The organism is Variovorax sp. J31P207 (genome assembly GCF_030316965.1).
In the GTDB taxonomy this organism is placed as follows: Bacteria; Pseudomonadota; Gammaproteobacteria; order Burkholderiales; family Burkholderiaceae_C; genus Variovorax; species Variovorax ginsengisoli_B.
This window is the reverse complement of the sequence record NZ_JASZYN010000015.1, coordinates 147,472-160,466: the sequence shown is the minus strand read 5'-3', so window position 1 is coordinate 160,466 and position 12,995 is coordinate 147,472. Positions and strand designations below refer to the sequence as shown.

12 protein-coding genes and 2 pseudogenes are annotated in these 12,995 nt (G+C 61.4%); 1 reads left to right on the top strand and 13 read right to left on the bottom strand.

The window, feature by feature from the left end; all coding sequences use genetic code 11:
• Positions 1 to 195: pseudogene (locus QTI68_RS33830) on the top strand (type IV pili methyl-accepting chemotaxis transducer N-terminal domain-containing protein); the annotation flags it as partial.
• A gap of 325 nt (positions 196 to 520) precedes the next feature.
• On the opposite strand, the pseudogene QTI68_RS33825 reads toward QTI68_RS33830, so the two are convergent.
• The 13 genes and pseudogenes from QTI68_RS33825 to QTI68_RS33765 form a co-directional block, all read right to left on the bottom strand.
• Positions 521 to 1,050: pseudogene (locus tag QTI68_RS33825) on the bottom strand (IS5 family transposase); the annotation flags it as partial.
• 52 nt (positions 1,051 to 1,102) lie between these two features.
• Positions 1,103 to 2,188: an IS630 family transposase gene (locus QTI68_RS33820; RefSeq protein WP_286528170.1), complete on the bottom strand. Its 1,086-nt coding sequence runs from the start codon at positions 2,186 to 2,188 to the stop codon at positions 1,103 to 1,105.
• A 130-nt stretch (positions 2,189 to 2,318) separates the two neighbouring features.
• On the bottom strand, positions 2,319 to 4,079 hold the full coding sequence (locus QTI68_RS33815) for an FAD-dependent oxidoreductase (RefSeq protein WP_286528168.1): 1,761 nt from the start codon (positions 4,077 to 4,079) through the stop codon (positions 2,319 to 2,321).
• A gap of 5 nt (positions 4,080 to 4,084) precedes the next feature.
• Positions 4,085 to 4,840, bottom strand: a complete 756-nt coding sequence (locus QTI68_RS33810) for an SDR family NAD(P)-dependent oxidoreductase (RefSeq protein WP_286528165.1) — start codon at positions 4,838 to 4,840, stop codon at positions 4,085 to 4,087.
• A gap of 25 nt (positions 4,841 to 4,865) precedes the next feature.
• Complete coding sequence (locus QTI68_RS33805) at positions 4,866 to 5,420, bottom strand: VOC family protein (protein ID WP_286528163.1); 555 nt, start codon at positions 5,418 to 5,420, stop codon at positions 4,866 to 4,868.
• 97 nt (positions 5,421 to 5,517) lie between these two features.
• Positions 5,518 to 6,201 (bottom strand): EthD domain-containing protein, encoded by a 684-nt coding sequence (locus QTI68_RS33800; protein WP_286528161.1) that lies wholly within the window; start codon positions 6,199 to 6,201, stop codon positions 5,518 to 5,520.
• A gap of 5 nt (positions 6,202 to 6,206) precedes the next feature.
• Positions 6,207 to 7,400 carry an ABC transporter substrate-binding protein gene (locus QTI68_RS33795; RefSeq protein WP_286528158.1) on the bottom strand — a complete coding sequence of 398 codons (1,194 nt, stop codon included), beginning with the start codon at positions 7,398 to 7,400 and terminating at the stop codon, positions 6,207 to 6,209.
• A gap of 33 nt (positions 7,401 to 7,433) precedes the next feature.
• The gene (locus tag QTI68_RS33790) at positions 7,434 to 8,129 is read right to left on the bottom strand and encodes a flavin reductase family protein (RefSeq protein WP_286528156.1); all 696 of its coding nucleotides are present in this window, start codon (positions 8,127 to 8,129) and stop codon (positions 7,434 to 7,436) included.
• 97 nt (positions 8,130 to 8,226) lie between these two features.
• Complete coding sequence (locus tag QTI68_RS33785) at positions 8,227 to 8,937, bottom strand: ABC transporter ATP-binding protein (protein ID WP_286528153.1); 711 nt, start codon at positions 8,935 to 8,937, stop codon at positions 8,227 to 8,229.
• A 17-nt stretch (positions 8,938 to 8,954) separates the two neighbouring features.
• Complete coding sequence (locus QTI68_RS33780; RefSeq protein WP_286528150.1) at positions 8,955 to 10,736, bottom strand: branched-chain amino acid ABC transporter ATP-binding protein/permease; 1,782 nt, start codon at positions 10,734 to 10,736, stop codon at positions 8,955 to 8,957.
• A complete protein-coding gene (locus tag QTI68_RS33775) occupies positions 10,733 to 11,653 on the bottom strand; it encodes a branched-chain amino acid ABC transporter permease (RefSeq protein ID WP_286528145.1) in 921 nt (306 codons plus the stop codon). Before QTI68_RS33775 ends, QTI68_RS33780 begins: the two co-directional genes overlap by 4 nt.
• Before the next feature lie 174 nt (positions 11,654 to 11,827).
• A complete protein-coding gene (locus QTI68_RS33770; protein ID WP_286528142.1) occupies positions 11,828 to 12,340 on the bottom strand; it encodes a hypothetical protein in 513 nt (170 codons plus the stop codon).
• On the bottom strand, positions 12,337 to 12,942 hold the full coding sequence (locus QTI68_RS33765; RefSeq protein ID WP_286528139.1) for a hypothetical protein: 606 nt from the start codon (positions 12,940 to 12,942) through the stop codon (positions 12,337 to 12,339). The genes QTI68_RS33770 and QTI68_RS33765 overlap by 4 nt, the downstream gene beginning before the upstream one ends.
• Between the last annotated feature and the right edge of the window lie 53 nt (positions 12,943 to 12,995).

Sequence of the window (12,995 nt, the reverse complement as noted above, 5' to 3'; positions counted from 1 at the left end):
CCGGAGGCGACGACGGCCATCAAGCAGGAGATCGAGCTCGCGCGGAATCAATGGGTGTTCTATGCGGCTGCGCTTGCGCAACGGGGTGTTGAGATCGCCTCACCGGAGCGCAGCGCGAACGTGTTCGCGTCCAGCGAAAACATTCTGCTTGTAATGGACAAAGTGACCAGCATGTACAGCCGATTGACTTCCTGACCTGTGAGGCTGCGCGATCGCTCCATTGAAGCGATCTGTCGAGGATCGATTGTTCCGTTGGCCAAGGCTATTTGGGCTGCTAACCTTGCCCAAGGAATCCGCACCCCTTAACCGAACTGGGGTGATCGAATGAAAGGGGCCTCCCCCTCCGATTAAGCCGCTGCGTATTGCGGCTGCCGGCATCAAAGTGCCACGATGGGGTTGCGAATCTCCATCAACTCACTCGGAAAGGGGAAGCCCATGACCATTTTGTACGTTGACATCGATCTCGCCAAGTCCGTATTCGCTGTCCACGCAATCAACGAAGCCGGCAAGCCCGAGGTCACTCGTAGGCGCGATCCATGAGCAGGTGCAGAGGTCTGTCGGGTGCACCCAAGCTGCTCAGCAAAGCGCGTCCTGCAGGCGCATCGTGCGCTTGGACAGGCGAGAGGGAAAACGTTACGGCCGTTCGAGCATCCGCGGCAACCATATGAATCTTGGTGGTCCACCCGCCTCTGGATTGACCGATGGACTGGGGGCCGTTTTTTTTTACGCGCCGGTGCCATCGGGATGAACCTTCACGACGGTGCTGTCCAGCGACACCGCCTCGATCTTGATGCGCACGACCTGGGCCTGCTGAAGCTCGGCAAACACGCGATCCAGCACGCCGCTCTTGGACCACCGGTTCATGCGCGTGTAGATGGTGTGCCAGTTGCCGAAGCGCTTGGGCAGGCCGCGCCATTTGCATCCGTGCTCCGCAACATAAAGGATCGCATTCAACACGTTCAAATTCGAGAGACTTACATTGCCGCGCTGCAGAGGCAGGCAGTGCTCGATCTGGGCGAACTGGGCGAACTGGGCTTGTGTGATCTCCATGCATGAAGTATCTCTCGTTATCCATCGTCAACTCAATTAGTGTTAACACGCCCTAGTGTCGTGAGTTAGAAGTTCGCAAACAAAATCTCTCGACGCTCGCAAGGATGTCATCGGCAGTCTTGGACCAGACGAACGGCTTGGGGTCGCTGTTGTTGATCTTGATGTAGTGCCTGATGGCCTGTTCGAGCTGGCGCGTGGAGCGATGCGTGCCGCGGCGGATGTACTTCTGCGTCAGGGTGGCGAACCAGCGTTCGACTTGGTTCAGCCAGGACGCAGAGGTCGGCGTGAAGTGCACCCGAAAGCGCGGATGTCGGGCAAGCCAGTTCCTGATGGCGGGAGTTTTGTGTGTTCCGTAGTTGTCCATCACGAGGTGGATGTCCAGCACTGCTGGCACGTTGGCCTCGATGGTGCGCAGGAATTGCAGGAACTCGGTGCTTCGATGGCGGCGATGCAAGTCCCCGATGACGGATCCGGTGGCAATGTCCAACGCCGCGAAGAGCGTGGTCGTGCCGTGGCGCTCGTAGTCGTGAGTGCGCCGCTCAGGGATGCCCGGGGCCAGGGGGAGCAAGGGTTGGGTGCGGTCCAGCGCCTGAATCTGGCTCTTCTCATCCACGCACAGGACCATGGCCATGAGCAGCGGGTCCAAGTACAGCCCGACGATGTCACGCACCTTTTCCACGAACAGCGGATCGCTGGAGAGCTTGAAGGTCTCTTGGCGATGCGGCTGAAGTCCGAATGCGCGCCAGATGCGAGACACCGCCGTTTGCGACAGGCCGGTTTCGCGCGCCATGGTGCGTGTGCTCCAGTGCGTCGCCGCGTCTGGAACGCTCTCCAGCGTCTTGGCGATCACGGCGTCGACCCGCGCGTCGTCAATCGTTCGCGGTGCGCCAGGCCGAGGCGCGTCAAGCAGTCCGTCCAGTCGATGCTCGACGAATCGGGCACGCCACTTCGAGACCGTCTGCTGCGTCACGCGCTGGCGGCTTGCAACCACCTTGTTGTCCACGCCTTCGGCGCAGGCCAGAACAATGCGAGCCCGCAACGCCAACGCCTGTGCAGTCTTGCGCCGCAGCGTCAGCGCCGTGAGTTGCTCGCGTTCGGTTTCGCTCAGCACCAGTTCTGTCTTAGGTCTTCCTCGCATGGCCGCCTCGTCGTGTGCATACGGTACACGATCGATTCGGCGCTCTTTGATTAGTTCAACGAACTTCTAACTCACGACACTAGCTCAACGGGTCTACCTCGGGGAGTCCCACATAGCATCTTTCATTCGATTACCCCGATTTCAGCGCCGAAGGGAGGTCTTCCAGCGCTCCGCTAACGCTTTCTCCATGCGAGGCAGCCGTCGCCAGATGAAGACCGGAAAGATAGCCAAAAGTTACCGCCGGGCCCAGTGTGATCCCGGCGCCCGGGTAAGCACCACCCATCACGGTGACGGCATCGTTTCCTGCCGCATAGAGTCCGGGGATCGGCTTGCCGTGCACGTCCAGCACCCGCGCATGGGAGTCGGTCCGGAGACCCGCGTACGTGCCCAGGTCGCCCACGACGAGCTTCACCGCGAAGAAGGGGCCGTCCTGCAAGGGTCGGATGCATGGATTTGGAACATTCCGAGGGTCACCCATGAAGCGGTTGTAGGCGGAGCCGCCCTTGCCGAATGCTGGATCCAGTCCCTTGGCCGCAGCAAGGTTGAACGATCCGACGGTTTCTCGAAGCACGGCGGGCTCGATACGGAGCTGCGTCGCCAGTTCCTCCAAGGTTCGGCCGCGCTTGAGGTATCCGCTGCGCAGATGTCGCCCAATGGGCAAGGGAAAGGCAGCAACGTTTCCCAAGCCGTAGCTTCTGAGCGCGAGCCGGTCGCAAATAAGCCATGCACATGCCTGAGGCAGTCCCCGAGAGGTCTTGATCATGGCCGCCCCGAAGTCATGATACGAGGCGGATTCGTTGACGAAGCGCTTGCCGGTCGCACTGACAGCGATGACGCCTGGCTTGGCACGGTCGATGAAGTGTGGAAGGACGCCCTTGGTTCCGTCGGCGCGATAAGTCACCGAGGTCGGCACCCATGCGGCGGGTTGGGAGACGTGCGTATCGAACACTGCGCCGACCGCCTCCGCCATCCTCTGGCTGTCACCTGTGTTCGTCTCAGGCGTCGGGGAGTAGTGCTCTCTCCCGTCGGGGACGTGGGGGAAGAGCTGTGCGCGACGGGCAACGTCATGAGGGAAGCCTCCGCAAGCAAGCACCACGCCCCTGGCAGCGAGCAATCGAACCCGGACCCCTTCTCGCTCCACGATCACGCCTGCGACGCGCCCGCCTTCCACAATCAGTTGCACCGCCGCCGCCGACGTCCACATCTCGACCTTGAGGTCCAACGCCGACTTGAGGAACCTGCCGGCGAGCGCGTTCCCGCTGGTGAGAGACATCGGACGGCCGAACCGCAGCTTGTCCAGCAAATTGCCGGCCAATCGGCGGACCACGTAAGCGAACGACTCAAGGGACTTGAACGCTCGGAGGAAATGCCAGATTTCCTTCCCTGAGCCGAGCATCATGCCGAACACCGTCAGTTCGGGAAGCGGAGGCGAGAGTTTCGAGATCGCGTCCCCGAGCTGGGAACCACGGAAAGGACGGGTCAAAAGCGAACGACCACCCCCCGAAGCGCCTGGCATATCAGGGTGGTAGTCCGGATAGTGCGGCGCGGCGTCGAACTGAACGGACGTGTTCGCACCAAGGAAGTCAATCGCAGCGGGGCCATTCTCCAGGAAAGCAGCAAACTGCTGGGCGTCGAAGCAGCCATTGGCCTCATCACGCACGTATCGTTCGACCGCGCCCGGCACCTCGGCGATACCTGCAGCTTTGGCCTGGCTCGAACCTGGAATCCACAGCCACCCGCCCGATCTCGCGGTCGTGCCACCGAATGTCGAGGCCTTCTCCACGACCAGCACCTTCAGGCCATGAAGGGTCGAGGTCAAGGCCGCCGTCATTCCGGCAGCGCCGGATCCGACGACGATGACGTCAAACTCGCCTTGGTTCGCCGGGTTCATCCTGGCTACACGATGAGATAGCCACCATCGACAGGCAGAACCACGCCGGTCACATAGCTGGCCGCGGGCGACGCCAAGAAGACCACGGGGCCTGCCAATTCGTCCGGGTGCGCGATTCGCTTGATCGGCACGTGGGACATGAACAGGTCGATGCGCTCAGGCTTGGCGCGCGACTCTGCCGACATCTCGGTCTCGAACATCCCCGGCGCCACGGCATTCACACGGATTCCGTCCGATGCCAGCTCCTGGGCAAGCGTTCGCGTCAGTTGAGCAACGGCACCCTTCGATGTCGCATACGCGGCCGAGGTCGGCGCGCCCACGAAGGATTGAACGGAGCCGACGTTGACGACGGCGCCCCGCGTCCGCTTCAAGGCCGGCAAGAACGCCCGGGTGACGTTAAACGGCCCATGAACGTTGACCGCCATCGTGCGCTGAAAGGCCGCTTCCGCCCCTTCGTCCGAAAATGAACTGCGCAACAGGATCCCTGCGTTGTTGACCAGGACACCGACATCCCCGCATTCATTGGCGACCCGGTCTGCCAGCGCCTTGCAGGCAGCCGAATCGGAAACGTCGAGTACGAAGGCCCATGCCGTTCCGCCGCCATCCACGATGACTTTCGCGCTTGCGCGAGCGAGATTCGCGTCGATGTCCGTAACAACGACCGCTGCGCCGGCCTTCGCCAGGCCCCGTGCGATGGCGGCACCATTGCCACGGCCGGCGCCGGTTACCAGGGCGGTCTGTTTGCTGAGCGAAAAATCCAAGTTCATCTCCTGTTGATCGTTGTGCTCAAAGAGCCGGTTGGCAAGGGTTCCAAAGCTTCCGCGTCATATCCCTCTCATAGGGCTTGCTTCCTTCGGGGAAGCTGACCAGTTCGAAATGCATGCCCCACGGCGCCAGGAAATACACCCACCAGATTCCAGCGTTCGGCGCATCCGACGCTACTTGGCGAGGTTCACCAAGCACACGCACGCCGTGTGCCCTCAGGTGCTCGACGGCCTTGTGGATGTCCGTGACATACAGCCCGATGTGGTGCCCGCCAACGTCGCTGTTCTTCGGCTCTTCCCGCCGCTGGTCTGGCGATTCGTACTCGAAGACTTCGAAATTCGTTCCGTTTCCGCAGCGGAAGAATCGCAGTTTTCGCATCACGGCCCGCGGATGGACATTCAACGCATCCTGCATCCATGTGTCGTTCGATTCGAAGGGCCCGCGCTCGTAGTACGGCTCGAGTCCCAAGACATCCACCAGGAAACGAGATGCTTCTTCCAGATTCGGAACTGTGAATCCCAGGTGCTCTGCACCTCTCAGGCCGGGCAGGCCCTTTGTGTGTTGATCAATGCTCATAGACTGTCTGAAGCCTTCGTGCGTACAAGGTGTGCCAAGGCGAGCTCCGACAGAGACCGCAAAGAGAGCGGTTCACTGTCTGAGAGGGCCCGTAGCGCTACTTGACTAAAAATTCCTTGGCGAACATGCGGGCCGTTCCTCCTTCGATGAAGTGGCCAATGTCGTGCAGGATCTCTTCCTTTCCCCGGTCCGAGTCGAAGTAGCGTTCGACCAAGGAGCGCTCGTCGGGAAAGTGGAGGTCCGACATCCCTCGGATCCGTGGCGCCTCCGGCGTGATCACCTCGTCGACCCAATGCCTCACGTAGCGCGCCAATCCCACATGCACCTTGACCGCCAGGTTCTGGTGCAGCGCCCAACTGCGTTGAACTGCCGCGTCAGGCATGTCTTCGTGAAAAAAGAGGCCGCGCATCAACTTGAAACCGGGAGCCGGATTCCCCGGCAACAATTCAGGCTTGTTCAGCGCAACCGTTTCGCTCATCCGATAGACATGCCGATCAATCGAACGACGGCAGAGTTCACCCTCGAGGCTGGCTGTTGCCGCATCGAAGGGTCCACGGGAGTCGAACCACATCTGAGCGATCACGTCGTAGGGCCTGGAGCGTGCTGACTCGGCTCCACCGTACAGTTGCAGTTCGGCAGGCACAGGCGTCGGGACGTTGACGATGAAGCGTTCAAGGCCGGGTGCCTGAGCGAGCAGTTGCTGGGCGTAGACCTCGCGATACCAGGTCGCCAGGCCCTCGCCTTCGCCCTCCGGTGCGCGCAACAGGCACATGAACTGCATGCTGCCTACTCCTTGAGGTCGTCCGCGCCCAAGGCCTTGACGACGTTGTCGCTGTAAGGGAGCAGCTTGCCATCCTTCCAGTGAGTCCACGAGAGGTCGACGGCAGTCAGGCCTTCGTGATTGGTCTTGGAGAAGGGCTTGTTGTAGGTCTTCATCATGCCCTCGTAGGGCGTCTTCAGGTCTTCGAGTGCCGCCTTGACCGCGGGCCCATCTGTGGTGCCAGCCTGCTTGATGGCTTGCACCAACAGCATGGCGCCGTCATAGCCATGCAGGGTGAACACGAACGAGGTTGGCGACGGGAGCTTGTCGGCGACGCGATCACGCAACTTCTTCTGCTTCGCCGTCAGATCGTCATTGAGCGTGCGCATGAAAACCGGCTTCTCTGCCAGCGTCTTTCCTGCCGTGTCGTAGAACGATGCGTTATCGGCCGACCAGGAGGACAGGACCAGCGGATAGTAGTTGAGCTTCTCCATGCTCTTCATGATCTGTGCCGTCGGAGTGCCATTCGCCCAGATCAGCAACGTGTCAACATTGGCGGCCTTCAGCTTGTTCAACTGCGAGGTGGCATCAGTGTCATTGCTTCCGATGCGCTCCGACTGCCCCACCTTGAGACCCTGCAGTGCAGAGATCTGTTGCAGGTCTTGGAGGCCACTCTGTCCCCATCCCGTGCTTTCGGTGATGAAACCGATCGTTTTCACGTTCGGACTCTTCTTGGCGTAGCCCATGAGCGCGGCGACCTGATACCGATCGACCATCGAAACCCGGAACATGTAGTTCTCGGCGCCGGGACTCATGGGCTTTGAAAGCTCCGTCGCCCCACCGACGACATTCATCACAGGAATCTTCTTCTGGTTGGGAATATGGCGCCATGCGAGGCCGTTACCCGAGTTCGTCGGGCCGAAGATCGCGGCCACCTTCTCGCCATCGATCAGCTCACTCATGTTCTGAATTGCCTTCGGCGGGGCCGACACATCGTCGCGCACCACAAGCACCAGCTTCCGGCCAAGCACTCCCCCGGACGCGTTGATCTCATCGAGCGCGGTGCGGATGCCGAGCACCGCGGCCTGGCCGCTCAGCGCCGACGGCGAGGCTGAGAGGTCGCCGTTGTAGCCGAGCTTGATGTCCTGGGCAGAAGCCGCGAAGCTGGCGACAGCCGCAGCGATGACGCCGAGAACGCGAAGGGGACGAATGCGTTTCATGAATGTCTCCAAGAGTGGTGTTGACGAGTTGACTCAGCTGTTGCCCGGCTGACCGGGCGGGAGCATCTGGAAGCTGTCCGTGATGCGCGCATACATCCCCGGATTCGAAAGACGCCCGATCGGGTTCATCTTCTGCATGTCGACCCGAAGGCGGTCATCCACGATGCCGTCGCGATAGTGCGCGTAGACGATCTCGCCGATGACCATGTAGTAGGGCGTGTCACCCAGCGTATGTATGTCGGTCAACACGCATTCGAGCTGCACTGGGCACTCGACCAAGCGGGGCGCGGCGACTCGCTTGGACGCGCCTGTGCGGAATCCAGCGATCTCCGCCTCGTTGACGCCAGCACCGTACTCGGGGGTGCACTGGTTCATCTTCTCCTTATTGGCGTCGTCGACAAGCTGAACGACGAACTCTCGGGTCGCCCGCACGTTCACGAGCGTGTCCTTCTCTTCACCTCGCTTGGCGAAAAGCGTCGGGCCGACGCAGAACATCACCATCGGGGGGCCAAGCGCCACTGCGTTGAAGAAGCTGAAGGGTGCGACATTGATGCCCGCCGGCCCGTCAGTGGACACCAGGGCGATCGGCCGAGGGATCACCGTGCTCGAGATCAGCTTGTATTGCTGGTCCCAGGGAAGTTCGCGGGTATCAAAGCCGACTGCGCCGTATTCATCTGGCTCTGGCACGACGACGAGCGCCGGTTTGTCTTTGGTTGGAGAGGTGGTCATACGTAGCTTCCTTGTGAGTGCATGTTGCTGAGGATGGTCTTCCTGAAGGGGTTCGGCCGTGGTCGTCGGCATGCCGCGTAAGCGATAACGGCCAGCGTCAATGTGTTCCCAGATAGGCGGCCTTAACGCTGGGGTTGCTGGCAAGCTCCTTCCCGCTTCCTTCGACCGTGATACGCCCGGTCTCCAGGACGTAGGCGCGGTCGGAGACCGCGAGCGCCTGGTTTGCCATCTGCTCGACCAGAAGAATGGTCAATCCGCTGTCTCGCAGGGCTCGAATGATCCGGAAGATGTCGGCGATGATCAGCGGGGCCAAGCCGAGTGATGGTTCGTCAAGAAGAAGGAGCTTGGGGTCGCTCATGAGCGCGCGAGCAATCGCAAGCATCTGCTGTTCCCCGCCCGACAGCGTTCCTGCCAGTTGATTCTGGCGTTCGCGCAGTCGAACGAAGCGTTGAAACTCACGCTCGAGGCGCTCGGCCAGCTGTGGCGGCTTCAGGCCGCAGGCGTAGGCGCCCATCACCAGGTTTTCGCGGACGGTTTGATCGGGGAACACCCGTCGCCCCTCGGGCGACAACGCCAGCCCTAGCTTGACTCGAAGATGGGCGGCCTGACCCGAAACGCTCTCGCCATTGAAGACAACGTCACCAGCGGCTACCGGTTCGAGGCCGACAATGGCCTTCAGGAGCGTGCTCTTCCCGGCCCCATTGGCGCCGATGATGCTGACGACCTCGCCCTGCGTAACCTGGATCGAGACGCCACGGATCGCCTGGATGGCTCCGTAGGAGACATGCACCGCATCGAGCTTCAACATCGTCCTGCCCGCCGACTTCACGTCATCACCTCAGCGCCAAGGTAGGCCTCGATGACCCGGGGACTGCACTGGATCTGTGCCGGCGTGCCTTCCGCGATCAGCACACCATAGTCCAGCACGATGACGTGGTCCGAAATACTCATGACGAGGTCCATGTGATGCTCGACCATCAGGATGGTGATGCCCAGCTTGCTCAGTGAGGAGATCAGCTTTCCGAGTTCCGCGGTTTCCTGGGGATTCAATCCAGCCGCCGGCTCGTCGAGCAGGAGCAGCTTGGGGTGCGTCGCCATGGCCCTCGCGAGTTCGACGCGTCGCTGGAGGCCATACGCCAGACTCCCCGCCGGTTCATGCGCCAGGGCTGTGAGCCCCATGAGGTCGAGCACCACGTAGGCGTAGTTGCGTGCCGCTGCCTCTTGGCGCTTGGCGGAAGGAAGCGCCAGCAGGGACGTCCACAGGCCGTTCGTCATCTGCGAATGGCGCCCGAGCAGGACGTTCTCAAGAACCGACAAGTCGGCAAACAAGCGCAGATTCTGGAAGGTGCGTCCCACGCCGCTGGAAGCGATGGCGTGAATCTCGCTGCTCGTGATGTTGACGCCGTCGAGCGTGATGCGCCCGGAATCCGGTCCCAGGACGCCCGTGATCATGTTGATCATCGTGCTCTTTCCGGCACCGTTGGGGCCGATCAACGCATGGATGTGACCGTGTCGAAGCTTGAACGAGACCTCCTGCGCGGTGCGGACGCCCCCGAAGGCCTTGCTGATCTTCGCGGCCTCGAGAAGCGGAACTTCGTTTGCAGCCGGGTGGCCGGCATGGGACAGCTCGGCGATGGCATCCGAGCCGAGAGCTTCTCGAGGGGCCTCTGTCGAGCCCTTGCTCTTGAGCCATCGAGCCGCCAGGCCAGCGACCCCGTTCGGCATCGCATACAAGGCAAAGAGCAGCAACGCGCCATAGACGAAGTGTTGGGCTGCCGGCCACTGCGACAAGGCCGCATCAATGAGAGTGAGCAGCACCGCACCCACGAAAGGCCCGATCAACGAACCCGCGCCACCAAAGAGCACGAGCAGCAGGATGAAGACCGACAGGTTGAGCGTGATGAAGTCCGAGTTGATGTACTGGTTCTGCTGGGCCACGAGCGCCCCCGCAAGGCCACAAGTGACTGCGGCGATCACGAAGGCGATGACCTTCGCCCGATAGACCCGCACGCCCACCGACGCTGAAGCGATCTCGTCGGCTTGCAACGACTGCAATGCTCGCCCATAGCGACCCAGCACCAGATTGCGCAGCAGAAGGTGCACGACCAGGCACAGCGCGATGCAGAACCAAACCCACTGCTGGTTGGTGAATGGTGCTCCCGAAAGCGTCAGCGGCTTGATTCCGTAGATGCCCTGCGTCCCGCCCAGAACTTCGGTCCATTCGCTGATGATCTTCTCGATCACCGTACCGAATGCAAGAGTCACCATGGCCAGGTACGGCCCTTTCACGCGCAGCGAGGGGAGCGCGATCAACACACCGCATGCACCAGCCACGATCGGCGCGGCTGCAAGTGCGAGGTACGGGTTCAGGTCCCAGCGTGTGGTCAGCAATGCGACCGTGTAGGCGCCCGCGGCGAACAATCCTGCTTGCCCAAGCGACTTCTGTCCGGCGAACCCGACCAGGACGTTCATGCCGACGGCGCACAGATAGTAGACGCACATCATGAAGATGATGCGAAGGTAGTAGTCGTTGTTGAAGAGCAGCGCGATCAACGCTGCGAGTGCGCCAACGAGCAGCGAGCCCCAGAGGTGCCTGCTCGGCTTCATACCTTCTCCACCGTTCTGGTCCCGAAGAGCCCGGTTGGCCGTATCGCAAGCACGAGGATCACAAGGGCGAACACCACCACTTCGCGCCACTGCGACTGCCACAGGCTGACCAGGGATTCCAGAAGGCCGATCAGGAAGCCTCCGATCGCGCAACCTCTCGGGTTGCTCAGACCACCGACGATGGCGCCAGAGAACCCCTTGAGGCCGATGGTCACGCCGATGTACAACGATGCGCCGGTGATCGGAGCAACCAGGACGCCAGCAAGGCCAGCCAGGCAACAGCTCACGAAGTAGGCGCCGATCATGAGAACACCCACATTGACGCCCATCAGTCGAGCGACCTCAGGGCTGTGAGCCACGGCGCGCATCGCCTGGCCGGTCATCGTCTTTCGGAGCACCCAGTCGAACACTGCCATGACCACGAGGGCGACGGCGAGCATCAGGATCTCCTGGGGTCGAATGCCTGCGCCGCCAAATCGCATCACCTCTTCGCCGAAGGGCGCAGGCATCTTTCGCGGCGCAGGGCCCCAGATCGCGAGCGCGACGCTCGCAAGAATGATCCCGAACCCGATCGTGCTCATCACCCACGACATCCCAGGCTTGCCGGCGAACGGCCGCACAGCGGACGTATACATGGCCACACCCAGAAGACCAACCAGCAAGGTTGCGGCCAACACGCCGACGAGCTGAACCCATCCCGGGAACACCGCGTCGGAGCTGACGATGTGCAGAGGACCCGATCCCTGCAACAGCAACATGGCGCTGAGCCCGAGGAAGGTGCCGACGGAGACAAAGTCGCCCTGGGCGAAATTCATGGTCCGCGTGGTCGTGAAGGTGATGCTGAAGCCTAGTGCGACCAAGGCGTACATGCCGCCGACGGCGAGTCCGCTGATAAGGGCTTGGATCAAGGCGTCCATGGATTTCCGTTCGATGGGGGCTGCTACTTCACTATGATATTAACGATTTATTTACTAAGATGTTAATGTATTTCCTAGTGGAAATCCCTCATCGCCGTGCCGCGCGCGAGAACCGCGGTCCTCGAGGCCAGCGCGTGGCCACGGCGAGTTTTCCCCGCGGAGTTCGCACGGACGCTAGTCGGCGCTCGGGAAAGCCGCCCGGACGGTCGGACGAGCCGCGAGGAAGGCCGGACTTGCGGTGACTTGCGAGACCTCCGAGTGGCGTTCGTGAAGGGCGTAAACCTGCTCGATGAGATCCACCCGGGTGAGGCCGTCCGGCGTGTACGGCGCATTCAGGGTGAAGGAGAAGAGGCCATCCGGCCGGTACGGGTTGCCGCAGTCACTTTCCCCAAGGAACCAGACGGTGAAGTTGAGACGCCCTCCTTGGCACGAGACGGGCTCCGCATCGAACCAGACGGTCTTGACCTGTTGCAGGTCCAGGTGGCAATGGTGGCCTTCGAAAGGCCCGAGCTGCCAAGAGCGGTAGCGTCCTTCCAGGGCCACCGACAGGCCCGGCTGGAGCATTTCAGTCTTGAACTCCGCGAGCATCCCGCGACGAAAGATGACAAGCGAGGCATCCTGAAGCGTCAAGGCGTCTCTGACCATCGCCTCGACGTCTTGTAGTTGAATGTGCCGGGTCGAAATCATGTCGATTGATGCGCGATCATCTTGCGTCCTTGAAGCGCCTCCCGGACACTCAGGGCGCCATCCGGGTGCTCGTTGCCCAGGTTGCTCAGCAGGTCGTCGAGCACCGACCAATCCGTGCGGACCGCAGGCGTCGAGAGTTGACTGGCGCACACACAGGAAGCCACCGCCGGGAACTGATGCGCATGCTCAGCGGCTCGCCGCAAATACCGCTTGACGATGTCGGGCCGAAGTTGGCCGTCAACATAAGGATGGCTGAGCGCCAAGCCGAGGCCGAAGTCGACCAGCGGATCACCCGCCTCCACCGTCAGGCGAAGTTCGAAGGATGGCCGGAATCCATAGCAGACGCTCGGGGTCACCACATACCAAGCCTTGGTGAGTCGACCCAGATCCAGATGAACGTGATGCGGACTGTCCTCGAGGTGCAAATCCCTCAATCCCTCGAATGGCGCACCGTATTTGGCATCCGTCAGGCGGGCCCGGCCGCGTGGCAGTAGTTCCATGACGCCGCCGTGGTTCCAGTTCCCACAAAATATCGTCAAATCCGTATCCGCAAGCCAGGATCGAAGTATGGTTTCCACCGCGAATACCACAGGTCTGTTCAACTTCTTCCCCTTCTGAGGTCCACTGCCGCGTTGTCCTCAGAGGCAACGCCCCG